25 protein-coding genes and 1 pseudogene are annotated in these 24,518 nt (G+C 58.5%); 20 read left to right on the top strand and 6 right to left on the bottom strand.

Annotated elements, in window-relative coordinates; translation table 11 throughout:
* Positions 1 to 63: 63 nt before the first annotated feature.
* The 3 genes and pseudogenes from ACZ47E_RS13730 to rsmI form a co-directional block, all read right to left on the bottom strand.
* Entirely contained in the window at positions 64 to 624 is a 561-nt protein-coding gene (locus ACZ47E_RS13730; RefSeq protein ID WP_278067167.1) for a sugar O-acetyltransferase, read from the bottom strand.
* 10 nt (positions 625 to 634) lie between these two features.
* Positions 635 to 1,001, bottom strand: a pseudogene (locus ACZ47E_RS13725) (YraN family protein).
* Positions 991 to 1,932, bottom strand: a complete 942-nt coding sequence (rsmI, locus tag ACZ47E_RS13720) for a 16S rRNA (cytidine(1402)-2'-O)-methyltransferase (protein WP_072493860.1) — start codon at positions 1,930 to 1,932, stop codon at positions 991 to 993. Before rsmI ends, ACZ47E_RS13725 begins: the two are co-directional and overlap by 11 nt.
* A gap of 265 nt (positions 1,933 to 2,197) precedes the next feature.
* Between rsmI and dnaN the strand changes: the two genes are divergently transcribed.
* The 6 genes from dnaN to ACZ47E_RS13690 all read left to right on the top strand — a co-directional run bounded on the left by dnaN (position 2,198) and on the right by ACZ47E_RS13690 (position 6,915).
* Positions 2,198 to 3,316 carry a DNA polymerase III subunit beta gene (dnaN, locus tag ACZ47E_RS13715; RefSeq protein ID WP_006699698.1) on the top strand — a complete coding sequence of 373 codons (1,119 nt, stop codon included), beginning with the start codon at positions 2,198 to 2,200 and terminating at the stop codon, positions 3,314 to 3,316.
* Between the two features lie 193 nt (positions 3,317 to 3,509).
* The gene (gene pmtA / locus ACZ47E_RS13710) at positions 3,510 to 4,103 is read left to right on the top strand and encodes a phospholipid N-methyltransferase PmtA (RefSeq protein WP_006699699.1); all 594 of its coding nucleotides are present in this window, start codon (positions 3,510 to 3,512) and stop codon (positions 4,101 to 4,103) included.
* Positions 4,104 to 4,197: 94 nt separating this feature from the next.
* Positions 4,198 to 4,794, top strand: coding sequence for a histidine phosphatase family protein (locus tag ACZ47E_RS13705; RefSeq protein WP_006699700.1), 597 nt, complete (start codon positions 4,198 to 4,200; stop codon positions 4,792 to 4,794).
* 4 nt (positions 4,795 to 4,798) lie between these two features.
* A complete protein-coding gene (gene pyrF, locus ACZ47E_RS13700; RefSeq protein WP_004439469.1) occupies positions 4,799 to 5,506 on the top strand; it encodes an orotidine-5'-phosphate decarboxylase in 708 nt (235 codons plus the stop codon).
* 20 nt (positions 5,507 to 5,526) lie between these two features.
* Positions 5,527 to 5,814 (top strand): DUF1330 domain-containing protein, encoded by a 288-nt coding sequence (locus ACZ47E_RS13695; RefSeq protein ID WP_004439466.1) that lies wholly within the window; start codon positions 5,527 to 5,529, stop codon positions 5,812 to 5,814.
* Positions 5,815 to 5,934: 120 nt separating this feature from the next.
* Positions 5,935 to 6,915 carry a complex I NDUFA9 subunit family protein gene (locus tag ACZ47E_RS13690; protein ID WP_035206671.1) on the top strand — a complete coding sequence of 327 codons (981 nt, stop codon included), beginning with the start codon at positions 5,935 to 5,937 and terminating at the stop codon, positions 6,913 to 6,915.
* A gap of 576 nt (positions 6,916 to 7,491) precedes the next feature.
* On the opposite strand, the gene ACZ47E_RS13685 is transcribed toward ACZ47E_RS13690, so the two are convergent.
* Positions 7,492 to 8,298, bottom strand: a complete 807-nt coding sequence (locus ACZ47E_RS13685; protein ID WP_278067165.1) for an undecaprenyl-diphosphate phosphatase — start codon at positions 8,296 to 8,298, stop codon at positions 7,492 to 7,494.
* 158 nt (positions 8,299 to 8,456) lie between these two features.
* Between ACZ47E_RS13685 and ACZ47E_RS13680 the strand changes: the two genes are divergently transcribed.
* The 13 genes from ACZ47E_RS13680 to guaA all read left to right on the top strand — a co-directional run bounded on the left by ACZ47E_RS13680 (position 8,457) and on the right by guaA (position 22,019).
* On the top strand, positions 8,457 to 9,149 hold the full coding sequence (locus ACZ47E_RS13680) for a glutathione S-transferase family protein (protein ID WP_006699702.1): 693 nt from the start codon (positions 8,457 to 8,459) through the stop codon (positions 9,147 to 9,149).
* 78 nt (positions 9,150 to 9,227) lie between these two features.
* Complete coding sequence (gene queG / locus ACZ47E_RS13675; RefSeq protein WP_278067490.1) at positions 9,228 to 10,379, top strand: tRNA epoxyqueuosine(34) reductase QueG; 1,152 nt, start codon at positions 9,228 to 9,230, stop codon at positions 10,377 to 10,379.
* A 3-nt stretch (positions 10,380 to 10,382) separates the two neighbouring features.
* Positions 10,383 to 11,255, top strand: coding sequence for an SDR family oxidoreductase (locus tag ACZ47E_RS13670; RefSeq protein ID WP_278067164.1), 873 nt, complete (start codon positions 10,383 to 10,385; stop codon positions 11,253 to 11,255).
* A gap of 428 nt (positions 11,256 to 11,683) precedes the next feature.
* On the top strand, positions 11,684 to 12,049 hold the full coding sequence (locus tag ACZ47E_RS13665; RefSeq protein ID WP_004439454.1) for a septal ring lytic transglycosylase RlpA family protein: 366 nt from the start codon (positions 11,684 to 11,686) through the stop codon (positions 12,047 to 12,049).
* Positions 12,050 to 12,110: 61 nt separating this feature from the next.
* Positions 12,111 to 13,400, top strand: a complete 1,290-nt coding sequence (locus ACZ47E_RS13660) for an RsmB/NOP family class I SAM-dependent RNA methyltransferase (RefSeq protein ID WP_174150608.1) — start codon at positions 12,111 to 12,113, stop codon at positions 13,398 to 13,400.
* Between the two features lie 154 nt (positions 13,401 to 13,554).
* Positions 13,555 to 14,832, top strand: coding sequence for an imelysin family protein (locus ACZ47E_RS13655; protein WP_037089428.1), 1,278 nt, complete (start codon positions 13,555 to 13,557; stop codon positions 14,830 to 14,832).
* A gap of 61 nt (positions 14,833 to 14,893) precedes the next feature.
* The gene (locus ACZ47E_RS13650; RefSeq protein ID WP_278067163.1) at positions 14,894 to 16,417 is read left to right on the top strand and encodes a di-heme oxidoreductase family protein; all 1,524 of its coding nucleotides are present in this window, start codon (positions 14,894 to 14,896) and stop codon (positions 16,415 to 16,417) included.
* Complete coding sequence (locus ACZ47E_RS13645) at positions 16,417 to 17,538, top strand: imelysin family protein (protein ID WP_022555474.1); 1,122 nt, start codon at positions 16,417 to 16,419, stop codon at positions 17,536 to 17,538. The genes ACZ47E_RS13650 and ACZ47E_RS13645 overlap by 1 nt, the downstream gene beginning before the upstream one ends.
* 4 nt (positions 17,539 to 17,542) lie before the next feature.
* Positions 17,543 to 18,637, top strand: coding sequence for a DUF1513 domain-containing protein (locus ACZ47E_RS13640; RefSeq protein WP_048902770.1), 1,095 nt, complete (start codon positions 17,543 to 17,545; stop codon positions 18,635 to 18,637).
* A gap of 51 nt (positions 18,638 to 18,688) precedes the next feature.
* Complete coding sequence (locus ACZ47E_RS13635) at positions 18,689 to 19,141, top strand: TspO/MBR family protein (protein WP_004439437.1); 453 nt, start codon at positions 18,689 to 18,691, stop codon at positions 19,139 to 19,141.
* A 133-nt stretch (positions 19,142 to 19,274) separates the two neighbouring features.
* Positions 19,275 to 19,724 (top strand): PaaI family thioesterase, encoded by a 450-nt coding sequence (locus ACZ47E_RS13630; RefSeq protein ID WP_003520131.1) that lies wholly within the window; start codon positions 19,275 to 19,277, stop codon positions 19,722 to 19,724.
* Positions 19,721 to 20,359, top strand: a complete 639-nt coding sequence (locus tag ACZ47E_RS13625; protein WP_004439434.1) for a 5'-methylthioadenosine/S-adenosylhomocysteine nucleosidase — start codon at positions 19,721 to 19,723, stop codon at positions 20,357 to 20,359. Before ACZ47E_RS13630 ends, ACZ47E_RS13625 begins: the two co-directional genes overlap by 4 nt.
* A gap of 82 nt (positions 20,360 to 20,441) precedes the next feature.
* Positions 20,442 to 22,019 carry a glutamine-hydrolyzing GMP synthase gene (gene guaA / locus ACZ47E_RS13620; RefSeq protein ID WP_022555471.1) on the top strand — a complete coding sequence of 526 codons (1,578 nt, stop codon included), beginning with the start codon at positions 20,442 to 20,444 and terminating at the stop codon, positions 22,017 to 22,019.
* A 70-nt stretch (positions 22,020 to 22,089) separates the two neighbouring features.
* On the opposite strand, the gene ACZ47E_RS13615 is transcribed toward guaA, so the two are convergent.
* Both ACZ47E_RS13615 and ACZ47E_RS13610 read right to left on the bottom strand, forming a co-directional pair.
* The gene (locus tag ACZ47E_RS13615; RefSeq protein WP_006699713.1) at positions 22,090 to 22,578 is read right to left on the bottom strand and encodes a hypothetical protein; all 489 of its coding nucleotides are present in this window, start codon (positions 22,576 to 22,578) and stop codon (positions 22,090 to 22,092) included.
* 139 nt (positions 22,579 to 22,717) lie between these two features.
* Positions 22,718 to 23,296 carry a TetR/AcrR family transcriptional regulator gene (locus tag ACZ47E_RS13610; protein ID WP_278067162.1) on the bottom strand — a complete coding sequence of 193 codons (579 nt, stop codon included), beginning with the start codon at positions 23,294 to 23,296 and terminating at the stop codon, positions 22,718 to 22,720.
* Positions 23,297 to 23,711: 415 nt separating this feature from the next.
* On the opposite strand from ACZ47E_RS13610, the gene ACZ47E_RS13605 reads away from it, so the two are divergent.
* The gene (locus ACZ47E_RS13605; protein WP_022555468.1) at positions 23,712 to 24,428 is read left to right on the top strand and encodes a 2'-5' RNA ligase family protein; all 717 of its coding nucleotides are present in this window, start codon (positions 23,712 to 23,714) and stop codon (positions 24,426 to 24,428) included.
* Positions 24,429 to 24,518 lie beyond the last annotated feature (90 nt).

The following is a 24,518-nucleotide window of genomic DNA, read 5'->3' as shown; positions in this document are numbered from 1 at the left end:
GAGGTTCAATGACGCCTCTTTGACAGTTCCATGTCAGATTTATTACAGCGGCGGATGAAAATCTCAGTCGGATATGCGTTTCAGGGGCCGCGCCGGGTTCCCGACCACCGTCACGCCTGCACCGACGTCGCGTGTGACGACCGAACCGGCACCGACAATCGCACCGTCACCCACTGTCACGCCCGCAAGCAGAATCGCTCCACCGCCGATCCAGACGTCGCGACCGATGGCCACGGGTTTTGCGATTTCAATGCCTTGGGCACGCGGCACCGGGTCGAGATGGTGTTCCGCACAGTAAATCTGCACCGCAGGCCCCAGCATCGCGCCGTCGCCTATCGTTACCTTAGCGGAATCGAGAATGGTGCAGCCCGCGTTGAGATATACATTCTTTCCCAGCGCGATATTAAAGCCGTAAGCGCAATGAAACGGCGCTTCGAGAAACGCGCCTTCCCCGACAGAATTAAACAGCGCGCGCAGCAGCGGTGCAATTGCCCCGCGCTCATCCGGCGGCATCGTGTTGTGCTGGTGGACGGCCCCTCGTGCGCGCCGGCGCAATATATCCAGCTCGTCATCCATGCAGCTGTACCATTCGCCCGCGGCCATTTTTTCACGCTCGGTGGACATCGTCTCCCCTTCAAAAGGCATCGATAAAATGCTGCGGCAGACCTCGCGGCAGAATGGCGACGATATCGAAGCGCAGTGAAAGCCGCCCGGCCGCCGTGGCGGGCCAGCCACAGGTCCGCAGCCGCCCGGATGCGTTGCTGCGAATGAAAGCCGACGGCATCGATCGCGCTGATACCGGAGGGCCGGGCCTTGACCTCCACAAACGCGACGACGTCCGCCTTGCGGGCGACAAGGTCGATCTCCCCCAGCCGGGTGCGATAACGAATGGCGAGAATGCGATATCCCTTCAGCAGCAGAAAAAGTGCCGCCCAATATTCCGCAGCATGACCACGCCGCTCGGCTTTTCGCCTTTTGTCGTTTCGCCAGTTAGCGGCCATCCGCTTCCTTCATGTCCAGCAGCCTTTGATAAAGCTCCTTGCGCGGCAGGCCCGTCAGCTTCGCCGCTTCGCCTGCAGCCCTTGCAGCGGGCATGGTGGCGACCAGATCCTTCAGCAGCTTCTCGACATCCTCGATATCGGGAATCTCGTCATAGGAAGGCGGCTCCACCAGAAGCACGATCTCGCCCTTCACCACACGGTCACCGTCATAGTAATCCGCAAGCTCACCGAGCGTGCCGCGGCGGAATTCCTCGAACGTCTTGGTCAGCTCGCGGCAGACCACGGCACGGCGCTCACGACCAAGCACTTCCGATGCGACCTTGATGGAAGCGCTGATGCGATGCGGTGATTCAAAAAAAATGAGGGTCGCGGGGATTTTCGCCAGTTCGGCAAAACGGTCGCGCTTGCCGCGGTCCTTTACAGGCAGGAAACCAGCAAACAGGAAGGCGTCGCTTGGCATGCCCGAACCGACCAGCGCGGCTAACGGCGCCGAGGCGCCCGGCACCGGCACGACGCGATGCCCGGCCTCGAGTGCAAGCTGGCCGAGCCGGTAACCGGGATCGGAAACAAGCGGCGTTCCCGCATCCGACACCAGCGCCACGGATTTTCCTGCTTCCAGCGCCGCGATGAGCTTTGGCCCCACTTCGTTCGAATTGTGCTCGTGATACGCAAACGGACGGGTACGGATACCGTAACGCTCGAGCAGGATGCGCGTGACGCGGGTATCCTCGCAGGCGAGAACATCAGCAGAAGCCAGCGTCTCCAGCGCGCGAATGGTGATGTCGCCCAGATTGCCGATGGGGGTGGCGACGAGATAAAGCGCGCACTCCAGCGGACGCGCGGGAATTGTGGCAGCGCCGATCCTGAATTCCTTCACCGCCTGCCTGGCGTCAATCTTCGATGTTTCTTCCGTCACACGGCTTCCAATCATTCTTGCCGATCATTTCCGGCCGGTCGCTCCAGTTATTCCTCTTTATGGGCAATTGAAAACCGGCGAACAAGGGCAACGGGCGGCGCCAGCCTGTGGATCATGCTGTATAGCAGCAAAATGACCCGCGGCAGACGAACTCGGCTCTTGCATTCTCCGCAATAACTCTGCCATTTTGCCCGTCCACATTATCCGGCATTTGCCGGTGAAGACTCTTCTTGCCGATCCGGCGGTGGCCGGTTCGCAACGGTTGAAAGCGGTAGTGTCCATGCGTATTACTCTTGAGCGGTCGAACCTTCTGAAATCGCTGAACCACGTCCACCGGGTCGTCGAGCGTCGCAACACGATCCCGATCCTGTCGAACGTTCTGCTGCGCGCCTCCGGCGCCAATCTTGACATGAAGGCGACCGACCTCGATCTCGAAATCACCGAAGCGACCCCGGCCATGGTGGAGCAGGCGGGCGCCACCACCGTGCCGGCACACCTGCTTTATGAAATCGTGCGCAAGCTGCCGGATGGTTCCGAGGTGCTTTTGGCGACCAATCCGGACGGTTCCTCCATGACCGTTGCGTCCGGCCGCTCGAAGTTCTCGCTGCAATGCCTGCCCGAGGCGGATTTCCCTGACCTGACCGCCGGCACCTTCAGCCACACCTTCAAGCTGAAGGCGACCGATCTGAAGATGTTGATCGACCGCACGCAATTCGCGATTTCAACGGAAGAGACACGTTATTACCTGAACGGCATTTTCTTCCACACCATCGAAAGCAATGGCGAGCTGAAGCTGCGCGCTGTCGCAACCGATGGCCACCGTCTGGCACGCGCCGATGTGGATGCGCCGTCCGGTTCCGAAGGCATGCCTGGCATCATCATTCCGCGCAAGACTGTCGGTGAATTGCAGAAGCTGATGGACAACCCCGAGCTTGAAGTCACCGTCGAAGTCTCGGATGCGAAAATCCGCCTGACCATCGGCTCGGTCGTTCTGACCTCGAAGCTGATCGATGGGACTTTCCCGGATTACCAGCGCGTGATCCCCACCGGCAACGACAAGGAAATGCGGGTCGACTGCCAGTCTTTCGCCCAGGCTGTCGATCGCGTTTCGACCATTTCGTCCGAACGTGGCCGCGCCGTGAAACTCGCCCTCACCAATGGACAGCTCACTCTTACCGTCAACAATCCCGATTCGGGCAGCGCGACGGAAGAAGTCGCCGTCGGCTATGACAATGATTCGATGGAAATCGGCTTCAACGCGAAATATCTGCTCGACATCACCTCACAGCTTTCCGGTGACGACGCGATTTTCCTTCTGGCAGATGCAGGGTCGCCAACGCTGGTTCGTGACACCGCCGGCGACGATGCCCTGTATGTTTTGATGCCGATGCGCGTGTGAGTACGCTGATTTCTTTCCATTTTAGCCAAAACGCCGGTGGATCGCTCCGCCGGCGTTTTTGATTCGATTATCGCCGCCTTGGACCCAGAGGCGAATTTTCCCAGTTACGACATTTTGCCTTGTTTTTGCGCCAAATGGGATCAACATTGCGTAACTGTTTTTTGACAATGACCAAATGCATCTGAGGGGAATTATGGCACTTAACCTGAAGCAACGCCTTGAACAGAAATTCGAGGAAGAAATCCGCTTTTTCAAGGGCATGGTCAGCCAGCCGAAAAAAGTCGGCGCCATCGTACCGACATCGGCCATCACAGCGAAAAAGATGGCGAGTGTCATCAATCCCCATTCCGGCCTGCCGGTTCTTGAACTCGGCCCAGGCACGGGTGTCATCACCAAGGCCATCCTGGCGCGCGGCATCAAGCCGGAGAACCTGACCGCCATCGAATATTCGACCGATTTCTATAATCAGCTGCTCAAAAGCTACCCCGGCGTCAACTTCGTCAATGGGGATGCCTTCGATCTTGATGCAACGCTCGGCGAACACGGGCATCAGATGTTCGACAGTGTCATTTCCGCCGTGCCGATGCTGAATTTTCCGATGGCCGCCCGCATCAAGCTTCTCGACGAATTGCTGAAGCGCGTGCCGCATGGCCGCCCCGTGGTGCAGATATCCTATGGCCCGATCTCGCCGATCGTGGCACAGCCGCATCTTTACCACATTCGTCATTTCGATTTCATCGTGCGCAATATTCCGCCGGCGCAACTGTGGACCTATACTCGGGCCTGAGGTCCGGCAGATCGAGAAAATCCGTCATTTCCCGGTCGTAGCGCATGGTTAGGGTGTCGATGCCCTTTCCATGGCCTTTTGGGGACCGATTGCCGTGCATGCTCTCTACATTACCCACCCCCAGGTCAGAATCGATCCGGCTGTTCCCGTTCCTCAATGGGGGCTTTCGGAAAGAGGTGCCGAGCGGTCGCGAGAGGCAGGCCGCCTGCCTTGGGCACTGGCATTGCGCCATATCGTTTGCAGCGCCGAGACGAAGGCGATTGAAACCGCCCGTATCCTTGCCGAGACATCCGGAGCGGAGATAGAAATCGTCGAGGAGATGCATGAAAACGATCGGTCCTCCACCGGTTTCCTGACGCCACCGGAATTCGAGAAGGCGGCGGACTGGTTCTTCGCTCACCCGCAGGAAAGTTTTCGCGGCTGGGAGCGGGCAATCGATGCGCAGGCGCGGATTGTCAATGCCGTCAGAGCTATTCTTGACCGGCACGATACACAGCGGCCTATCGCCTTTGTCGGCCATGGCGGTGTGGGCACACTTCTGAAATGCCATATAGAAGGCCGCCGCATCAGCCGCAGCGAGGACCAGCCACCCGGCGGCGGCAATCTCTTTCGCTTCTCCATCGCCGACTTTTCACTTGCAGCCGCCTCCCCCGCATGCGACTGGACGGCAATGGAAACATGGCAGGGATAAGACAATGACCGCGCGCGAAAAACTCATCGTCGGGCTCGATGTTCCGACTGTGCAGCAGGCCGAAGACATCGTTTCAAAAATCGGCGACGAGGTTCTTTTCTACAAGATCGGTTATCAGCTCGTCTTCGCCGGCGGTCTGGAATTCGCGCGCGACCTTGTCCAAAGCGGAAAGAAGGTCTTCCTCGACATGAAGCTGCTCGATATCGACAACACCGTCGCCTCCGGCGTCGAAAACATCGCCCGGATGGGCATGTCGATGCTGACGTTGCATGCCTATCCCAAAGCCATGCGTGCTGCCGTCAAGGCGGCGGAGGGTTCCGGCCTCTGCCTGCTCGGTGTCACCGTGCTGACGTCGATGGATGACAGCGATCTGGCCGAAGCCGGTTACGCCGCGGATGCCCGTTCGCTGGTGCTGCGCCGCGCGGAACAGGCACGCGAGGCGGGCATGGGCGGCATCGTCTGTTCGGCGGAAGAATCGACCGCCGTGCGCGAAATCCTCGGCCCCGATCTTGCCGTCGTTACCCCCGGCATTCGCCCCGCGGGCGCCGATCTCGGCGATCAGAAACGGGTGATGACGCCTTACGACGCCATCAAGGCGGGTTCGAGCCATCTGGTTGTCGCCCGACCGATCGTCAGGGCGGAAGATCCGAAAGCGGCGGCCCGCGCCATTCTCGATGACATGCTGCGCGCCAGCTTTCCAGCTAATCAATAATGACGACAGGAGGAGATGAAATGGCAAAGGGATATTGGATCGCCCGCGTCGATGTTCGCGACAGCGAGCGTTACAAGGACTACGTCTCAACGGCAAAACCCGCCTTCGAGCGGTTCGGTGCGAATTTCCTCGCTCGTGGCGGTGCTTTGACCGAGCTTGAGGGCAAGGCACGGGCGCGCAACGTCGTCATCGAGTTTCCTTCGGTGCAACACGCCATCGATTGCTATAATTCCCCCGAATACCAGGCAGCCGCCAAAATCCGCCAGGAAGTCGCGGATGCGGAAATGGTGATCGTCGAGGGAATTTGACGGTCGTCAACCCTATGTCCCAAACCCGCCTCTCCCCGGCGAGAACATCTCTTCCCGTGCGCGCGGCTTTGGGCTAAGAGACTGAAAAACGCTTTATCGACAGCTTCTGAGGAGCCTCCCATGACCTTGGCCAACCTTCCCCCCCTCGTCACCGTATTCGGCGGTTCGGGTTTTGTCGGGCGGCATGTGGTGAGACTGCTCGCCAAGCGCGGTTATCGCATTCGTGTCGCCGTGCGCCGACCCGATCTCGCCGGCTTTTTGCAGCCGCTTGGCAATGTCGGCCAGATTTCCTTTGCGCAGGCCAACCTGCGTTACCGCGATTCCATCGTAAAAGCCGTGGAAGATGCGGATCATGTGGTCAATTGCGTCGGCATCCTGACCGAAAGTGGCCGCAACACCTTTGACGCCGTGCAGGAATTCGGCGCGAAAGCCATCGCCGAGGCCGCCCGCGATGCCGGCGCCACGCTGACGCATATTTCCGCCATCGGCGCGGAAGCCGGTTCATCCACGGGTTACGGCCGCACCAAGGGCCGCGCCGAAGCTGCTATCCATTCCGTTCTGCCCGCCGCCGTTATCCTGCGTCCTTCGATCATCTTCGGACCGGAAGATGATTTCTTCAACAAGTTCGCGAAGATGGCCCGCGGCATGCCCTTCCTGCCGTTGATCGGTGGCGGAAAAACCAGGTTCCAGCCGGTTTATGTCGAGGATGTCGCGGAGGCCGTCGCTCGTAGCGTTGACGGCAAGCTGAAACCCGGCGCCATCTATGAGCTCGGCGGCCAGGATGTAATGACGTTCCGCGACTGTCTTGAGGCCGTTCTTGCCGCTACCTATCGCGAACGTCCGTTCGTCAATCTGCCTTTCGGCGTTGCCTCGATGATCGGCAAGGTTGCTTCGATGGTGCCGCTGATCACGCCACCGCTGACATCCGATCAGGTAACCATGCTGAAAAAGGACAACGTCGTTTCCGCCGAGGCGGAAAAGAACGGCCTGACGCTGGAAGGCATCGGCATTACGCCCGTTCGTGTTGCGTCTGTTCTGCCGTCCTACATGGTGCAATATCGCCCGCACGGCCAGTTCTCGAATGCGGGCAAGGCGGCCTGAGTTCTGCCGCCATGCAGCACCTACTTGAAAGGCGGGACTTGTTCCCGCTTTTTTGTGCATTCTTCATCGCAACCAAACCGCTTTCGGTGCATTTCTCCTTCGATAACGGGAAGGAGACGACATCAATATCGGAGCTGGCGAGCCGCTGGAAAAGGTTAACGGCGGAAAGGTCTCCGCAGGCAAGCGTGGCACAAGCGCAACTGTGGAAAAGACTTCGCATTAACCCGGTATTCAACAAGCTGCTTTATTGATATTCGCCACATTCCAAACATATCCCGAACCCTCAATTCACACACGGCGGCACGATCCGCGCGAACGAACGTCTGAAAGGCAATCATAAAATGGGCAGATCTATCGCACTCTTTTTTGCGTGTGCGGCTTTGGTGGTTCTGGCGGGTTCATTCATGGCACCGGGCACGGTTGCAGCGGGCAAGAGCGGTTGTGCTCCGGCTTATGGCGTGGACCCCTGCGCGACGGCTTCGATCAGCACCAACTGACCAGCCTTTAGAAGTTTAAAAAAAGCGCCGCCGGTTTTCCGGGGCGCTTTTTCTTTTTCAGACCATATAAATTAAAGCCTCAGCCCAGGACCAGAAGCGCGATAAGTCCCAGCGACCCGATGGCGATGCGCCACCAGGCGAAGGGCGCGAAGCCCCGTCGCGAGACGAAATCCAGGAGCGAGCGAACGACAAAAAGACCCGAGACGAAAGCGGCGATGAAGCCGACGGCGATCAGAGCGCCGTCATCGAAACTCAGGGCATCGCGGTTCTTGTAAAGATCGAGCGTAAACGCGCCGAGCATGGTCGGCATCGCCAGGAAGAACGAAAATTCGGCGGCGGAGCGCTTGTCCGTGCCCATCAGCAACGAGCCGACGATCGTGGCACCGGAACGCGATGTGCCGGGAATCATCGCGAGGCACTGGAAGAGGCCGATCTTGAATGCAAGCGATGGCGGATAATCCATGATGTCGGTATATTTCGGATTTAGCGGCATGCGGTCGACGGCAAGCAAAATGACCCCGCCGATGATCAGCACCACGCAGATGAGCATGGGCGTTTCAAACAGCACGGTCTTGATGAAGTCATGCGCCAAGGCGCCGATGATGGCCGCCGGCAGGAAGGCGAGAGCGACGGCCAGCACGAAGCGGCGCGCTTTCGCGCTTGTCGGCAGAGCGAGCGCTATCGATACAAGCTTTTGGAAATAAACAAGAAGTATCGCAAGGATCGCACCGAGCTGGATGAGAACCGCAAAGGTGTTGCCGGGTGATTTGAAGCCGAGGAAGTGCCCGGCCAGCAGCACATGCGCCGTTGAGGAAACGGGAATGAACTCCGTCAGACCCTCGATGATACCCAGCAGAAACGCGCTGATGATCGATTGGTCACCCATGGGGAATCCTTCTTTTCAGGGGGAAGTGGCAATGGAAGGCAATTGCGTTAAACTTGTTTTAAAGTAGCCAAGCTCTTATAGCGTCTTGATGAAGCGAAACTGAAAAAGTTTTCCGGCAGATGCCGATCATGACAACCAATCGTAAAAATTGAGTACCGATGCCAACTCTCTATCACTCTCCGATGTCGACCGCATCCCGGTTCGTTCGTCTGATCCTTGCGGAATACGGGTTCCAGACCGATCTCGTGGAGGAGCAACCGTGGGAAAGACGGCGGGAGTTTCTGGCGCTCAATCCGGCCGGCACCCTGCCGGTCTATCTCGACGACAATATGCGCTCCCTCAGCGGGCCTTACGTTCTTGCGGAATTTCTCGATGAAACCCATGGGGTTTTGAAGCGTGACAGGCGTCTTCTGGCGGAAGACCCGTTTCAGCGGGCGGAAATTCGCCGCCTGACGGAATGGTTTCTGCAGAAGATGGAAAATGACGTGACCCGGCCGCTGGTACGGGAGCGTGTTTACAAATTGCAGATGACGACCGCGCAAGGCGGCGGCCCGCCGGATTCCAAATTGCTGCGCACAGCCCGCAACAATATCCGCCAGCACATAAAGTATCTGGAATGGCTGGCCGGTTCGCGCACATGGCTGGCGGGTGATCGGCTGAGCTATGCCGATCTTGCCGCCGCAGCCGCGGTTTCGGTTCTGGATTATCTCGGCGAGATCAACTGGCTCGAGGCGCCCATCGCCAAGGAATGGTATCAGCGGGTGAAATCGCGGCCGTCCTTCCGGCCGTTCCTGAGCGAGCGTATTCCGCGCCTCGCCCCCTCCTCCCATTATGCCGATCTGGACTTTTAAGTTCAGCCTTTCGGTTATTTGCTGCGGCCCGGGACTGCGCCTATATATGACGCGCAACAACCCGCAGGAGAGACTACCATCGACGTTGCCGACGAGAAGCAGCGGATACGCGCGCGCAAACTGACGGATTTCATTCGTCAGGAAGCCCTTTCGCTTGGCTTCGATCTATGTCGCGTGACAGCGCCGGACAGCATTCCGCTCGCACCGGAACGGCTGAGAGAATTTCTCGGCAAAGGTTATCACGGCACGATGGCGTGGATGGAAGAAACCGAGGCCCGGCGGGCGGAGCCGAAAACGCTGTGGAGCGATGTACGCTCCATCGTCATGTTCGGCCTCAATTATGGTCCCGACGAAGACCCGCGCAATCTGCTCTCGAGACCGGACAAGGCGGCCATTTCGGTCTATGCCCGCAATCGCGATTACCACGACGTCATCAAGGGGCGGCTGAAGGAAATCGCCACGCGCTTTGCCGCACGCGCCGGCGAGGATGTGAAGGTCTTCGTCGACACTGCCCCGGTGATGGAAAAACCGCTCGCCGCCGCCGCCGGTCTCGGCTGGCAGGGCAAACACACGAACCTCGTCAGCCGCAGCCATGGTTCCTGGCTGTTCCTCGGCAGCATGTTCACCACCGCTGATCTCTGTCTCGATGAGGCCGAGAAGGATCATTGCGGTTCCTGCCGGGCCTGTCTTGATGCCTGTCCAACGGCGGCCTTTCCCGCCCCCTATCAACTCGACGCCCGTCGCTGCATCTCCTATCTCACCATCGAGCACAAGGGGCCAATTCCGCATGAGTTCCGGCCGATGATGGGCAATCGCATCTACGGCTGTGACGATTGCCTCGCCGCCTGCCCATGGAACAAGTTCGCGGCCAGCGCCTCGGAAATGAAATTGCAGGCGCGCGATGATCTGAAAGATCCGTCTATCGATTTCCTCCTGACATTGGATGATGCTGCCTTCCGCAGCTTTTTCAGTGGCTCTCCCGTCAAACGCATCGGCCGTAGCCGATTTATCCGCAATGTGCTGATTGCGGCCGGCAACTCCGGAAACCCGCAGTTCGTGGAACGATGCAAAGCTCTTGCCGAAACGGACCCTTCGCCGGAGGTACGCGGCATGGCCGCATGGGCTTTATCGCGGCTTATGGACAGGCAGGAATTCCGTACATACTCTGCCACGCGCGCACCGGAGACTGATCCGGAGGCGGAAATGGAATGGCAATTGGCAGAGGCGTGAACCATGCATGTGATGATTTTTGGCGCGGGTTATTCGGGGAAAGCCATTGCCAACGCGCTGAAATCCCAAGCAGCAGGGATCTCCGGCACCACGCGCAGTCAGGACAAATTCTCTGGCCTCGCCAGCGCACACATGACGCCCTTGCTCTTTGACGGCGTCCAGCTCAATGATGAGCTCGTCGCTGCGATGGGCAATGTCACGCATCTCATACAATCCGTCGCGCCGGGCAAGGATGGCGATCCTCTGCTTCCGCTTCTGGACGGCGACTTGAAAAAGCTCCTGCCCAATCTGGCATGGATCGCTTATCTTTCCACCGTGGGTGTTTATGGCGACCACGGCGGCGCTTGGGTGGACGAGACAACACCCTGCCGCCCCGTTTCCCCACGTTCTGTTGAGCGGGTAGCGGCTGAGGCCGCATGGACTGAAGCGGCCCGCGACGCCGACGCGCCGCTTTCCATCCTGCGTCTATCCGGAATTTATGGCCCGGGGCGCAATGCTTTCATGAATTTCGAGAAGGGAACGGCGCGGCGGCTGGTGAAGAAGGACCAGGTATTCAATCGCATCCGCGTGGAGGATATCGGCGCGGCGGTTGCCTTCCTGGCACAGAAACACGAAGGCGGCATCTTCAACGTGACCGATGATGAACCCTGCCCCCCGCAGGATGTGGTAAGCTTCGCGGCAGCGCTGATGGGAGTGGAACCACCACCCGAACAGGCCTTTGAAACTGCCGATCTAACACCGATGGCGCGCTCTTTTTATGGCGAGAACAAGCGCGTTTCCAACGCCAGAATTCGCGATCTGGGCTTCGATGTTCGCTTCCCGGAGTACAGGGCCTCGCTTCGACAATTATGGGAAAACGGCCTCTGGCGAGGCTGAAAAATGCCATCTCCAAAAGCGATGAAAAATCCTTCCAATCCCGCTTTTGCGGATGGTTTTCGTCTTATTTCAGCCAATTAGGATTTTATTAACCAAGCCGAAATGACTAAAATCGTAGTCATTAGAAAAATATTTCACTCACATTTCGTGAAGTGGATTCACGAAGCCGTGACTTGCAACAGCATTCCCATTGAGCATTGATTCTGCGTTATTTTTTCCGCTTCTTCAAACGGGCGCGGCAATGGCAGCTTCCGGCCGATGATCACGAATGTTACAGTCTGTAACAGTTCGTGATTTGAGATCAGCTTTTTTTCGCCATTTTTCCCTCGCCCTACAATCTCGCATCAAAAGGCGTTCAGGCCAGTTCATGGCCGTTTAGCAAGGGCACAATCAATCGGCGCGGGGCCGATTTTCAGGGAAGCACTGTTTTGAATATCCGTCGTATAACTTTCACCGCTGCAACTATCGCCGCCTGTTCCATCATCGCGCCTCTTCAGGCGAATGCGGCAAATGGTTGTGGAGGCGCATCGTGGTATGCGTTGACCTCCAAGACTGCTTCTGGCGAGCGTATGAACGCCGCCAATCTGACCGCCGCCCACCGCTCCCTGCGGTTCGGCACCAAGGTCAAGGTTACCAACGCGCGCAACGGCAAGGCCGTTGTCGTTCGCATCAATGACCGCGGGCCATTTATCAAGGGTCGCGTTCTCGATCTTTCCAAGGCTGCGGCCAAAAACATCGGCATGATCAACTCCGGCACTGCCAAGGTCTGCTACGAGGTCGTCAAAGCCGATTGAGCCTTGCCCTCGCCGCCATTCGCGTCTACCAACCGGACTTGTCAGGAAAACGAGGTAGACAATGCGATTAGGCGGGCGTTTGGCCGGAGCAATCGAAGTATTGGCGGATATTGAGGGACGCAGGCGTCCCGTCGCCGATGCTCTGAAGGACTGGGGCCTTGCCCATCGTTTCGCCGGGTCGGGCGACAGGGCCGCGATCGGCAACATTGTCTATGATGCGTTGCGCATGAAACTGTCGCACGCCTGGCTGATGGATGACGACAGCGCCACCTCACTCGGCTACGCTGTTCTGTTGCGTCAATGGGGCAAGAGCTTCACGGAACTGGCAGCGGAATTCGATGGTGACAAATTCGCGCCTGCCGCACCGGACGCTGAAAGACAGCAGGCATTTCTCTCCCGTTCCCTTGCCGAGGCGCCGGCCCATGTTCAGGGCGACATTCCCGATTGGGTGCAATCTTCCTTCGAGACCGCATTCGGGGAGCGCTGGCTGACTGAGGCTCAGGCGCTCAATGAGCGCCCTACTCTCGATCTGCGTGCCAACACCTTGAAGGCGACCCGTGAAAAGGTTTTGAAGGTTCTTGAGGAAAGCGGCGCGGAGGCCACGCACATCGCCCGTCAGGGTGTTCGCATTCCCGCAGGCGAAGGCCCATCCCGCCTGCCGAACGTCACCGCCGAACTCTCCTTTCAGAAGGGCTGGTTCGAAGTGCAGGACGAGGGGTCGCAGATCGTCGCCGATCTCGCCGGCGCGCATGAGGGTGATCAGATCCTCGATTATTGCGCAGGCGGCGGCGGCAAGACGCTGGCCATGGCTGCCAGCATGAACAACAAGGGTCAGGTCCACGCCTTCGACGCCGACCGCAAGCGCCTTGCGCCGATCATCGAACGGCTGAAGCGGGCCGGCACGCGTAATGTGCAGGTTCATGACCGTCCATCGGGCCTCACACCGTTTCAGGAAAAATTCGACCGCGTTCTCGTCGATGCCCCCTGCACCGGAACCGGAACATGGCGGCGGCGCCCCGACACCAAATGGCGGCTGACCGCGCGCAATCTGGAAGAGCGCGTGCAACAGCAGGGCGAGGCACTTTCGCAGGCCAAGGGATTCGTGCGCCCGGGCGGAGAGCTGCTCTATGTAACCTGTTCGGTGCTTCCCGAAGAAAACGAACAGCAGGTCCGTCGTTTCTGCGAGCAAAATCCAGATTTTGCCATTGGTTCGGCGTTGGAGCGGTGGCAAACGACTTTCGGCAGCAATGCCAACAAACCGCATTCTTCCGACGGCAAGACAGTGACGCTCACGCCTGCAACCACAGATACGGACGGTTTCTTCTTCTGCCTGATGAAACGCAGAGCATAAAAGCATTTTGCATCCAGGGATTTTACCTGGGAAATACAGCACGGGCTTGTTTCAAAGCATTCTAAACTAGAATGTTTGACACAAGTTTGTGATTGGGTCAGAACTCGCTTGCCGCAGTGTGAAGTTATTTCATGTCTGCTCAAGGAGAGGGATCATGATCCGCAAAACCATTCTCAGCGCTTCTTTCGCGCTTCTTGCCGCATCGGCGGCTTTCACCGCGGTTCCTGCAAAGGCTGCCACTGACGCGGCCGCTGTTGTCAAGCACTATGCCGATGTCGCACACGCGAAATACGAGGATTCGCTGATCACAGCGAAGGCGCTGGATAAGGCCGTCGACGCATTGATCGCCACACCGAGCGAAGAGACGTTAAAGGCCGCGCGGGAAGCCTGGATCAAGGCACGTGTTCCCTATCAACAGTCGGAAGTCTATCGTTTCGGCAACCCGATCGTTGACGATTGGGAAGGCAAGGTGAACGCCTGGCCGCTGGACGAAGGCCTGATCGACTACGTCGATGGTTCCTATGGCACGGAAAGCGACGAAAACGAGCTTTATGTTGCGAATATCATCGCCAACCCGAAGATCAAGATCAGTGGTGAAGAGGTCGACGCCTCCAAGATCACCCCGGAACTCATCGAAAGCCTGCACGAGGCGGGCGATGTCGAAGCCAATGTGACGACAGGTTACCACGCCATCGAATTCCTGCTCTGGGGCCAGGATCTGAACGGCACCGGGCCGGGCGCAGGCAACCGCCCTTACACCGATTATGACAAGGCGAAATGCACGAACGGCAATTGCGATCGCCGTGCCGATTATCTGAAATCCGCCTCCACCCTGCTGATCAAGGATCTGCAGGAGATGGTCGACGCCTGGGCGCCGGAAGGCGAAGCAACCAAAACGCTGGAAGGCGATCCGAAGGCAGGCCTCACCGCCATTCTCACCGGCATGGGCTCGCTCTCCTATGGTGAATTGGCCGGCGAACGCATGAAACTTGGCCTTTTGCTGCACGATCCGGAAGAGGAGCATGATTGCTTCTCCGACAATACCTATAATTCGCATCTCAACGACGCGATCGGCATCGCCTCGGCCTATACCGGCGACTATACCCGTGTGGACGGAACGAAGATGACTGGCGCGTCGCTCTCGGAACTGGTCGGCTCCAAAGACAAGGCGTTGAACGACGAGATGCTGGCGAAGCTGGACAAGACGCTCAATGCCATGCACGCGATGGAAAAGCGCGCTCAGACGGTCGAGGCCTACGATCAGATGATCGGCGAGGGCAACAAGGAAGGCAACGCCGTGGTTCAGGCCGCCATCGATGGCCTCCTCGACCAGACGAAGTCGGTCGAACGCGTCATTGCTGCACTCGATCTCGGCAAGATTGACCTCGAAGGATCCGACAGCCTCGATAATCCGAACGCCGTTTTCAAATAAACGGCAAAAACTGGCCGCAGGGAGACTGCGGCCTGTTGCTCCCCGCACGCGTTTGACTTTCATGGAAATGTCTCTGTCGCCGATCCGTAGGCCGTTCTTATTCGCCGGGGCAGCCTGTCTTTTGGCGACGGCGACGCTTGCCGCATCCTTGCGTGACGATCTGACGGAAAATGACAGAAACCGCGTTCTTGCCGTAACCGCTCCGGCGATCGATTTTACCGGCCCGGAGCCTTTCGAAGCCATGTCTGGCGGGGCGTCGACCAATACCAACAGAACTGACAGCAACGCGTTTTCCCATCCGTCAGCCACCATGCCCCCGAAGCGGAGGCAGGATTTTAAGCTTGGCAACGCGCTGTTTCAGAAATTGTGGGTCTCTTCTCCTTCTTCCACGCAGGCTTCAGACGGTTTGGGGCCGCTCTTCAACGCCCGATCCTGCCAGACGTGCCATGTGAAGGATGGCAGGGGCCGTCCGCCTCTTGCCGGCGAAGACGCCGTCTCTCTGTTTCTACGGCTGGCAAGGCCGGCTCGAGACGAGGCGGAACGGACGGCGATCGCGCGCCATGAAGTGTTGAACTTTCCTGACGACACTTATGGACGGCAGCTTCAGAATCTTGCCATTCCCGGCCTTGAGGCCGAGGGCAAGGCTGTCATCACCTATACGGAAAAGCGAGTGTCCCTGGCGGATGGTGAGATGGTGACGTTGCGCCAGCCTGATTATGCCGTGGCAGAGTTGAAATATGGCCCGCTCAGCGCCGATACTTCGCTGTCAGCACGCATTGCCATGCCGACCCTTGGGCTTGGCTTGATAGAAGCTATCAGCGACACCGATATTCTGGCCAACGCCGATCCGAACGACAAGAATGGGGACGGCATTCAAGGGCGTCCCGCTTGGGTCAAGGATCATCGCACCGGCGAAACGAAAATCGGGAGGTTTGGTTGGAAAGCTCAGAACGCGAGCGTACGCGACCAGAGCGCAAGCGCTTTCTCCCACGATATCGGCATCTCCACACCGGATGCGCCGAATGCCTATGGCGACTGTACCGACAGGCAGAAAAAATGTCTCGCCATGCCAACGGGCGTGCAACCGCGGCTCGGGCCGGTGGAGGCGCCGGATCAGGTTCTCGATCTCGTGACCTTCTACACTGAAAACCTCGCCGTGCCGCAACGGCGTGATGTCGGTGAGCCGATGGTGCTGCGGGGCAAGCAACTCTTTTACGCATCGGGCTGCACGGCCTGCCACTCCCCCAAATTCGTCACCCGACGCGATGCCGCCGATCCGATGCATGCGTTTCAGCTTATCTGGCCCTATTCCGATTTTCTGCTGCATGACATGGGAGAGGAGCTTGCCGATGGCCAACAGGTGGGCGAAGCAAGCGGACGACACTGGCGGACCCAGCCTCTCTGGGGCATAGGTCTGACAGAACGCGTGAATGGCAATGGTTTTTACCTGCATGACGGGCGCGCGCGCAGCCTGACGGAAGCGATATTATGGCATGGCGGCGAAGGTCAGAAAGCGCGCGACGCCTTTGCCGTCTTGAAAAAATCCGACCGGCAGGCTTTGCTGGCCTTTCTGGAGTCTCTTTAATGAAAAAAGCCATGCGAAAAATCTCCGGCCTCATATCCATGCTGATGCTTTTGACGACACAGCCGGCCATGGCCCAGGATGTGGAACTGATGCCGCCGCCACCGCTCGACCCCGCACAGGTGCGCGGCGTCATGGAAAAGGCAGTGAACGGCTTCATCCGACCCGGCTACGACCACTTCCGACGCTCGGCAGAGACGCTGGAGGACAGCATGAAGGCTTTCTGCGCGGCGCCTTCTGCTACGACGGAGAAGACGGCGAAGGACGCCTTTGCCGATGCGGTCTCAAGCTGGTCGACCATAGAGATCGTGCGTGTCGGCCCTGTCATCGAACAGAACCGTTTCGAGCGCGTCCTTTATTATCCCGACAAGAAGGGGCTAGGGCTGAAACAGGTTCAGCGTTACCTTTCCGACAAGGATGAAAGCGTTACCACCGCCGAAGGCCTGAGTGGCAAGAGCGTTGCCGCACAGGGGCTGGGCGCCCTGGAATTCATTCTCTACGGCACCGGCGCGAACGAACTTCTTGATAAGAAGGGCGATTTCCGCTGCCGTTTCGGAGCCGCCATTGCCGGCAATATCGCCGATGTCGCGGCAGAGCTTTCCGATAGCTGGAACGCGGCCGATGGCGCACAGAAAAACTGGACGCAGCCGGGGCCTGATAACCCCGTCTTCCGCGACGAACGAGAGGCGCTGGTTGCCCTGCTCGGCATTCTGGTGCACGGCGCCGAGGCGATCCGCGACCAGCGGATCGAGACCTTTTACAAGGGGCCGGACAAGGCGACGTTTCCCCGCACCGCCATTTACTGGCGGTCTGGCCTGACATGGAGAAGCATCTCCACAAACATCAAGGCCATTCAGACACTGCTGCATACCGCCGATATGGCCGAACTCGTCCCCCCCGACCAACGCTCCATCGTAAATTCCATCGACTTCATTGCCAAATCGATGATCCGCGTGGCCGGGACAATCGATGCAGATGTGCAAAAGGCGCTGGATCAGGACGATCAGCGAGCGAAGGTGGATTATCTTCTGCTGAACGGCAAAGACCTTATCTACCGGTTAAACGATCAATATGGCGGCGCGATTGGCCTCAGTTCCGGCTTTTCTTTCGCCGATGGGGATTGAGCCGATGATCTCCGGCACCAGGCGGACACTGATAGATCGGCGCAGCTTCATCAAAGCGGCGGGAGTTTCCTTCCTCACCGCCTTGGCTCCCCGTTCACTTTATGCGCTTGAGCGGACAGACGCGGTCTTTGCTTCTGCCTTCCGCGCCCGTGACGGGTCCTACGGCATTGCGACGGTGAGCGAGGGCGGCGAGATCATCGACCGCGTCACGCTTCCTGCCCGCGCCCATGGAATGGCGACGAGCCGCGCGACCGGCATGACCGTGGCCTTTGCCCGCCGGCCGGGGACATTCTTTATGGCCTTCGACCCCGGGGGGCATCGCGAACCGATCGTGATGCACACGCCGGAAAACCGCCATTTCTACGGTCATGGACAGTTTTCGCCAGATGGGTCGATCCTCTATGCCAGCGAAAACGACTTCGACGGCAATCGTGGCGTTATCGGGCTCTATGACGCCAGAAACGGCTTCATACGCATCGGCGAATATGACGCGCATGGCGTCGGCACGCATGACATGACGGTGAGCGACGACGGGCGAACGATCATCATCGCCAATGGTGGTATCGAAACCCATCCGGATTTCGGCCGCACCAAGCTCAACGTCGACAGGATGCAACCTTCTCTCGTGCTGCTGGACGCAGCAACCGGCCATTTGATTCAGAAACACGCGATGCCGAACGGACTGCGGCAGCTATCCACACGTCATGTCGATATCGGGGATGACGGGCGCATCTGGTTCGCCTGCCAGTATGAAGGACCGCGCAACGATCTTCCGCCACTTGTCGGCCATTTCTCTAGGGGTGAGGATGTAACCTTTGTGGATCTACCGGAAGAAACAACGGTCCGCCTTGCCAATTATGTGGGTGCCATCGCCGTCAACCGACGCGATCAGCTGGTTGGCCTGACCTCGCCCAACGGCAACGCCGCCGTGACGCTGGATGCAAAAACCGGGCGTGTGGTTTCCGAGACGACAGTGCGGGACGCGGCAGGTGTTGCGCCCGCCTTAAGAGGCATCGCGGTTTCGTCCTATCAGGGGTTTTTCGGAACCCGGCGCAGCGATGTGGCATGGGACCAGCACATCGTGCGGCTATCCAGCTAAAATATTGAAAAAACAGGGGAACAAAAGCCCAGCCGGCGCATTGGACCGATCATGAGAAATCTTGCGATCTATATTGTCTTTGTGGTTGTCGTTGTTGCCGTAGGGGCGTTGATCGGCGTCAACAATGTACCCGGCGAATGGTATCAATCGCTGCAGAAGCCTTTCTTCAATCCGCCCAACTGGATTTTCGGGCCTGTCTGGACCGCGCTTTACGTGCTGATCGGCGTTGCTGGCGCGCGGACATGGATTCGCAGGCCGATGGGAACGCGCATGCGGCTCTGGTTCACCCAGATGGTACTGAACTTTCTGTGGTCGCCGATCTTTTTCGGCATGCAAAGTCCGGCTGGCGCATTGATTGTCATCATCCCGATGCTGATCAGCATCGTCGCCTTTATAGCGCTTTCCTATCGTCGTGACCGCATATCAATGTGGCTTTTCGTACCCTATGCCGTATGGGTCGCCTTTGCGACGGTGCTCAACGCAAGCATCGGCATGCTTAACTAAAGTGCTTGCGCATTTCCAAAGGAAAAGCGCGCTGGATTTTTCCTAATTTCTCTAATTTGCCGCATCGCCCTTGTCTTGCCTGCCGCCCCGCGCCATGTCAGTTTGCGATGAGGCAGAAGCAGGCAGGCAGGCCATGGAGATCACTGATCCCGGCGATTTTCGTCAGCGGATAGAAAGAAGCTTTGCGCGGCAGGGCGTGGTTCAGGCGATTAACGCCGAAATCAGCCGTATCGAACACCGGCTGGTGGAAATCGAACTCCCTTTTCATGAAAAGCTGACGCAGCAGCACGGCATACTGCATGCGGGTGTCATCGCCGCCGGTCTGGATACCGCCTGCACCTATGCCGCCTATACGATCATTGAGCCGGAAGCCTCGCTGCTGACCATCGAGTTCAAGGTGAACCTCATGTCGCCGGGACGCGGCGAGCGGTTTCTGTTTCGCGGCGAGATCATCAAGCCAGGCAATAATCTTATTGTCGCCGATGGCCGCGCCTATGCCCTGTCTGATGGGCCGGCAAAGCTGATCGCCTCAATGACGGGCACGATGATGGTGGTGAAAGGACGCGAGGATATTACCGGATGAGCTACCGGCCTATGCATGTCGCGGATAAATCAATCCTCTTCGTCATGGCGGCTTCCGCCGAATACGGTCCCCACCTGCAGGCACGCATCACACCGCTGATGACCGGTGTTGGACCGGTCGAAGCGGCTATTGCGGTCACGACCGCTCTTGCCGGTCTCGATACGGCGGGCCATCTGCCAGACCTCGTTGTGTCGCTCGGCTCCGCCGGTTCCCGCACGCTCGAACAGACCGCAATCTACCAGGCGGTGTCTGTTTCTTATCGTGACATGGATGCCTCTCCCTTCGGTTTTGCGAAGGGTTGCACACCGTTTCTCGACCTGCCGGCGGAGGTGGCCTTGCCATTGCGGATACCCGATGTTGCCGGGGCGCGGCTTTCCACCGGCGCCAACGTCGTTTCAGGCGAGGCCTATGGGCTGATCGACGCCGATATGGTGGAAATGGAGACATATGCAGTTTTAAGAGCATGCCAGCGTTTCGGTTTACCGCTGATTGGCCTGCGCGGTATTTCCGACGGCAAGGCCGATGTGAAACACGTGAATGACTGGACCGAGTATCTGCACATCATCGACGAAAAACTGGCGGATGCCGTTGACCGGCTCTGTCGCGCTATCGAAGACGGCGCGATAGCCCTCTGAACCTTGCGATTTTCGCGATTTTCTACCGTTTGCCACCCGCTTCCGGGTTGCCTAAAGCCGCCATTTTCTTTAAAGGCTCGCCATGACCCAGATAGCCCATCCCGACAGCATTCTCATCATCGATTTCGGCAGCCAGGTGACGCAGCTGATTGCGCGCCGCATCCGCGAAGCCGGGGTCTATTGCGAAATCCACCCGTTCCAGAATGCCGCAGAGGCGTTTGAGAAACTTCAGCCCAAGGGCGTGATCTTCTCCGGCGGCCCCGCATCTGTCACGGCGGAAGGAAGCCCGCGCGCGCCGCAGGCAGTGTTCGACAGCAAGGTACCGATCCTCGGCATCTGCTATGGCCAGCAGACACTGTGCACACAGCTCGGCGGCGTTGTCGAGGGCGGCCATGCGGCGGAATTCGGCCGCGCCGATATCGACATCAAGAAGGCTAGCCCGCTGTTCGAAGGCTTCTGGGAGCAGGGCAAAAGCTACCCGGTGTGGATGAGCCATGGCGACCGCGTGACGAAGCTGCCGGAAGGCTTTGAGGTCATCGCAACCTCCGAAAACGCACCGTTCGCCATCGCAGCGGACGAGAAGCGCCACTATTACTCCACCATGTTCCATCCGGAAGTGGTGCATACGCCCGATGGCGGCAAGCTGCTGTCAAACTTCGTGCACAAGATCGTTGGTCTGAAATCCGACTGGACGATGGCGGCCTATCGCGCCGAGATGATCCGCAAGATCCGCGAGCAGGTCGGCACCGGCCGGGTGCTCTGTGCACTTTCAGGCGGCGTCGATTCTTCGGTTGCAGCTATTCTCATTCATGAGGCTATCGGCGACCAGCTGACCTGCGTTTACGTCGATCATGGGCTGATGCGGCTTGGGGAAAGCGAACAGGTCGTCGGCATGTTCCGCGACCACTACAATATTCCGCTTGTTCATGTGGACGCATCCGACCTGTTCCTCGGCGAACTCTCCGGCGTTTCCGATCCGGAAGTGAAGCGCAAGACCATCGGCCGTCTGTTCATCGAGGTTTTCGAGGCCGAAGCGGCCAAGATTGCCGCCGATGGCAAGGGTGCTCCGAACTTCCTCGCGCAGGGCACGCTCTACCCCGACGTCATCGAAAGTGTCTCCTTCTCCGGCGGCCCTTCGGTGACCATCAAGAGCCACCACAATGTCGGCGGTCTTCCCGAGCGCATGAACATGCAGCTCGTCGAGCCGCTGCGTGAACTCTTCAAGGATGAAGTGCGCGCTCTTGGCCGCGAACTCGGCCTGCCGGAAAGCTTCATCGGCCGCCATCCCTTCCCCGGTCCGGGTCTTGCGATCCGATGCCCCGGTGCGATTACCCGTGAAAAGCTCGATATCCTGCGTAAAGCGGATGCGATCTATCTCGACGAGATCCGCAAGGCCGGTCTTTACGACACCATCTGGCAGGCTTTCGCCGTGCTGCTGCCGGTCCAGACTGTTGGCGTCATGGGCGACTACCGAACCTATGACTTCGTCTGTGCGCTGCGCGCGGTGACCTCGGTGGACGGCATGACTGCGGATTTCTATCCCTACGACATGAACTTCCTCGGCCGTGCGGCAACCCGCATCATCAACGAAGTGCGCGGCATCAACCGTGTCGTCTACGATGTCACGAGCAAGCCGCCCGGCACGATCGAGTGGGAATAGGACCATACTCGATACGGTGAGGTTGCTGCCGCAACGCCACCGTATCTAAGGAAGAAAGACGACGCCGCGACTAGTTCGCGGCGTTTTTGTTTTGTCGGATGAGATAGATCATCTGGGCAGTCAGGCCGACCACGAGGATCGCCAGCAATCCTGCCTGGGCGCCGAGAAGCAGCGGCGATTTCAGGTCTGTCACTATCGGATGACCGTCGGGAACACGGCGCAGAATTTCACTCACCGTCGGGACCATCAACAGAAATGCGGTAATGCTGAGACAGATGGTTTCAATATATCTGGCGATACGCGTTGAACCCAGAACGCGTTCGATACCGTAGCCTGCAAGCAGGAACAGGATGGTCAGGACGCCAACGACGTAGCTGATTGGCTGATGCGCCACAAGAAAGACAGTTGCAGCGCCAATCAGCATGGACACAAAGTAGATTGCCCCGGGCGTGGATCGGGGGACGATGCGACCGTAACGGGTAAACATGAAAATGGCCGCTGGAATGGCCGGCAGGCTGCCGAGCGTGTGGATCCAGCCAAGCGAAGAAATACCGAACATGCGAAATTGCCTTTCTCTTCCTGAAAGATGGGGTGGTCCGGAACGCAAATTGTCGCCGGCATGTCTGCCAGAGCAGCGTCATTAGTTGATCGGTCGGTCTCGTTTGGGTCATGCGTCGACGCCCCTCGCAAGATGCAGTTCAAGCGGTGATGCGCTCCAGCATCGGGCGGGTTATGGCGCCAAAGCTTGCGGCATCGCCATGTGCGCGCGCTGAGAGCATTGCGCCGTGCACGGTGGCCATGAACATCTCAGAATTGACCCGCGCTGTGCCGGTTAGTGCAAGGCGCCCCTGGGAAGCGCCGCGCTCCAGCACGGCTGTAAGCCAGTCCGAGAGACTCCGAAAATGCGCACGCACCTCGAGAACGACCGCTTCGGGAAGAATCGGTATTTCGCCGGCAAGCAGCGCACAGACGCAGAAGGGGTGGGTTGCATCGGCGATGCAGCGCTCCCAATAGCCGATATAGGCGCGAAGCTGCTCCAGCGGATCTGGAATGTGCTGCTCCAGCGCGGCGATACCGGCTTCGGCCTCGTGCCTGTACTGTGACACCAGTTTCGCGACCAAGTCCGCCTTGCTTGGAAAATGGTGATGGATACTCGCGTTGCGAATGCCGACTACATGGGAAATATCGGCATAGCTAAAACTATTATAGCCCCCTCTCACAATCAGGGTCCGGGCGCACTGGAGAATGTCATCGGCTTTGGTTTTAGAGCTTTTCATGCTTTTGCCTACCAACTAGTAGGTAGAATGTCAAACACGTTCTTCGCAGTGAATAAGCGCCGGCGATGGGATCCGGACGAGGATCGACCCCGACGATCACAGGCGGAGAACCATGAAATAAAGGCATGCCCTCAGCCATTGCCCCGTCATTGCCTGGCCCCCATCGACATGCCACTCGCATTGGCTTCTCGGTTGGCCCTGCTTCCCGCCACCTTCGCTAGCGGATTGCTGGTCCTGCGGACCAGCTGAGATCGTCTGTCCCAGACCGAGTTGCCGGGTTATACGGATTGCGTTCGCGAAAGGCCGTATCGGATATTGCCCCGCATATGATGAAGTTTTGTTCGCTTTTTGTTCTTCCAATTTTCCTCGGCGATGATAATATTGCGGCCTTGAGCAAAGGCCGTGGAGCATCGTCGTGGGTTTCGAGTTGACGGATAATGGAGGGTCAGGGCAGCTTTTCCTCGAAGGCTTCGATCTGGAGAAGCAGCGACGGGTCAATCCGCGATTTGGCAACAAGGTCTTAATCGTGCTGAAGCCGCCCGTGGCCTTGGCGGAGAGAATTTTCACCGATGCATCGTGCCATGCCGCCGGGCGGACGAAGAGGGCGGCCCATCCAGCCGAGCTTCTGCATATCACCCTCCTTTGCGTCGGGTGTTTCGACACCGTGCCTCGCGGTTTCGCAAACCGGCTGAAGGCGGCACTGGGGGAAATAAGGGCGCGTCCCGTTCCGATTACGTTCGATGGCAGCTCGCTTTTCGGTAATCGCAGCTGTCTGGCGCTAAGCAGCCGCCGCGAGATGCTGGAGCTCAGAGCATTGGCGAAGATGGTGCAGCGCGCGCTTTGGCGGGCCAATCTGCCCTTTGTTGCCGCATCGTCGTTCACGCCGCATCTCACCGTGGTCTATGGCTGCGGGAAAATCGACATCATGCCTGTTGAAAAACCATATAGCTGGCTGGCGGGCAGCTTCGAACTCATCTTCAGCCATAATGGAGAGACGCGGCACGAATCTCTCGGGCGCTTCCCGCTTTCGGCGAAAGCGGACCGCTATGAGCAGCCGGAAAGTCAATTATATCTGCCGGAAAAAATATTCAGGCCGCAGAAGCGGTCGGCGCACAAGATGGCGGCACGATAACGCTTACGTGAAAAAGCACGGCATACATGCCTAGCATTAGCTGCCAAACTGCTGTTAGACGCAGAGGATGCGCCAACAAAAGCGCAGTTT

Source organism: Agrobacterium sp. 5Ca39, assembly GCF_055382365.1.
Note: the sequence above shows the minus strand (reverse complement) of the source record. Positions and strands in the feature narration are given on the sequence as shown.

Bases quoted from the DNA above. Each gene is read 5' to 3' on its own strand.
- pmtA (WP_006699699.1), top strand. From the start codon at position 3,510: ATGGCACTTAACCTGAAGCAACGCCTTGAACAGAAATTCGAGGAAGAA.
- pyrF (WP_004439469.1), top strand. From the start codon at position 4,799: ATGACCGCGCGCGAAAAACTCATCGTCGGGCTCGATGTTCCGACTGTG.
- ACZ47E_RS13625 (WP_004439434.1), top strand. From the start codon at position 19,721: ATGAGCTACCGGCCTATGCATGTCGCGGATAAATCAATCCTCTTCGTC.
- ACZ47E_RS13615 (WP_006699713.1), bottom strand. From the start codon at position 22,578: ATGTTCGGTATTTCTTCGCTTGGCTGGATCCACACGCTCGGCAGCCTG.
- ACZ47E_RS13690 (WP_035206671.1), top strand. From the start codon at position 5,935: ATGACCTTGGCCAACCTTCCCCCCCTCGTCACCGTATTCGGCGGTTCG.
- ACZ47E_RS13640 (WP_048902770.1), top strand. From the start codon at position 17,543: ATGATCTCCGGCACCAGGCGGACACTGATAGATCGGCGCAGCTTCATC.
- ACZ47E_RS13730 (WP_278067167.1), bottom strand. From the start codon at position 624: ATGTCCACCGAGCGTGAAAAAATGGCCGCGGGCGAATGGTACAGCTGC.
- ACZ47E_RS13645 (WP_022555474.1), top strand. From the start codon at position 16,417: ATGAAAAAAGCCATGCGAAAAATCTCCGGCCTCATATCCATGCTGATG.
- ACZ47E_RS13670 (WP_278067164.1), top strand. From the start codon at position 10,383: ATGCATGTGATGATTTTTGGCGCGGGTTATTCGGGGAAAGCCATTGCC.
- dnaN (WP_006699698.1), top strand. From the start codon at position 2,198: ATGCGTATTACTCTTGAGCGGTCGAACCTTCTGAAATCGCTGAACCAC.
- ACZ47E_RS13630 (WP_003520131.1), top strand. From the start codon at position 19,275: ATGGAGATCACTGATCCCGGCGATTTTCGTCAGCGGATAGAAAGAAGC.
- rsmI (WP_072493860.1), bottom strand. From the start codon at position 1,932: ATGATTGGAAGCCGTGTGACGGAAGAAACATCGAAGATTGACGCCAGG.
- ACZ47E_RS13695 (WP_004439466.1), top strand. From the start codon at position 5,527: ATGGCAAAGGGATATTGGATCGCCCGCGTCGATGTTCGCGACAGCGAG.
- ACZ47E_RS13655 (WP_037089428.1), top strand. From the start codon at position 13,555: ATGATCCGCAAAACCATTCTCAGCGCTTCTTTCGCGCTTCTTGCCGCA.
- ACZ47E_RS13635 (WP_004439437.1), top strand. From the start codon at position 18,689: ATGAGAAATCTTGCGATCTATATTGTCTTTGTGGTTGTCGTTGTTGCC.
- ACZ47E_RS13680 (WP_006699702.1), top strand. From the start codon at position 8,457: ATGCCAACTCTCTATCACTCTCCGATGTCGACCGCATCCCGGTTCGTT.
- ACZ47E_RS13685 (WP_278067165.1), bottom strand. From the start codon at position 8,298: ATGGGTGACCAATCGATCATCAGCGCGTTTCTGCTGGGTATCATCGAG.
- ACZ47E_RS13660 (WP_174150608.1), top strand. From the start codon at position 12,111: ATGCGATTAGGCGGGCGTTTGGCCGGAGCAATCGAAGTATTGGCGGAT.
- ACZ47E_RS13610 (WP_278067162.1), bottom strand. From the start codon at position 23,296: ATGAAAAGCTCTAAAACCAAAGCCGATGACATTCTCCAGTGCGCCCGG.
- ACZ47E_RS13650 (WP_278067163.1), top strand. From the start codon at position 14,894: ATGGAAATGTCTCTGTCGCCGATCCGTAGGCCGTTCTTATTCGCCGGG.
- guaA (WP_022555471.1), top strand. From the start codon at position 20,442: ATGACCCAGATAGCCCATCCCGACAGCATTCTCATCATCGATTTCGGC.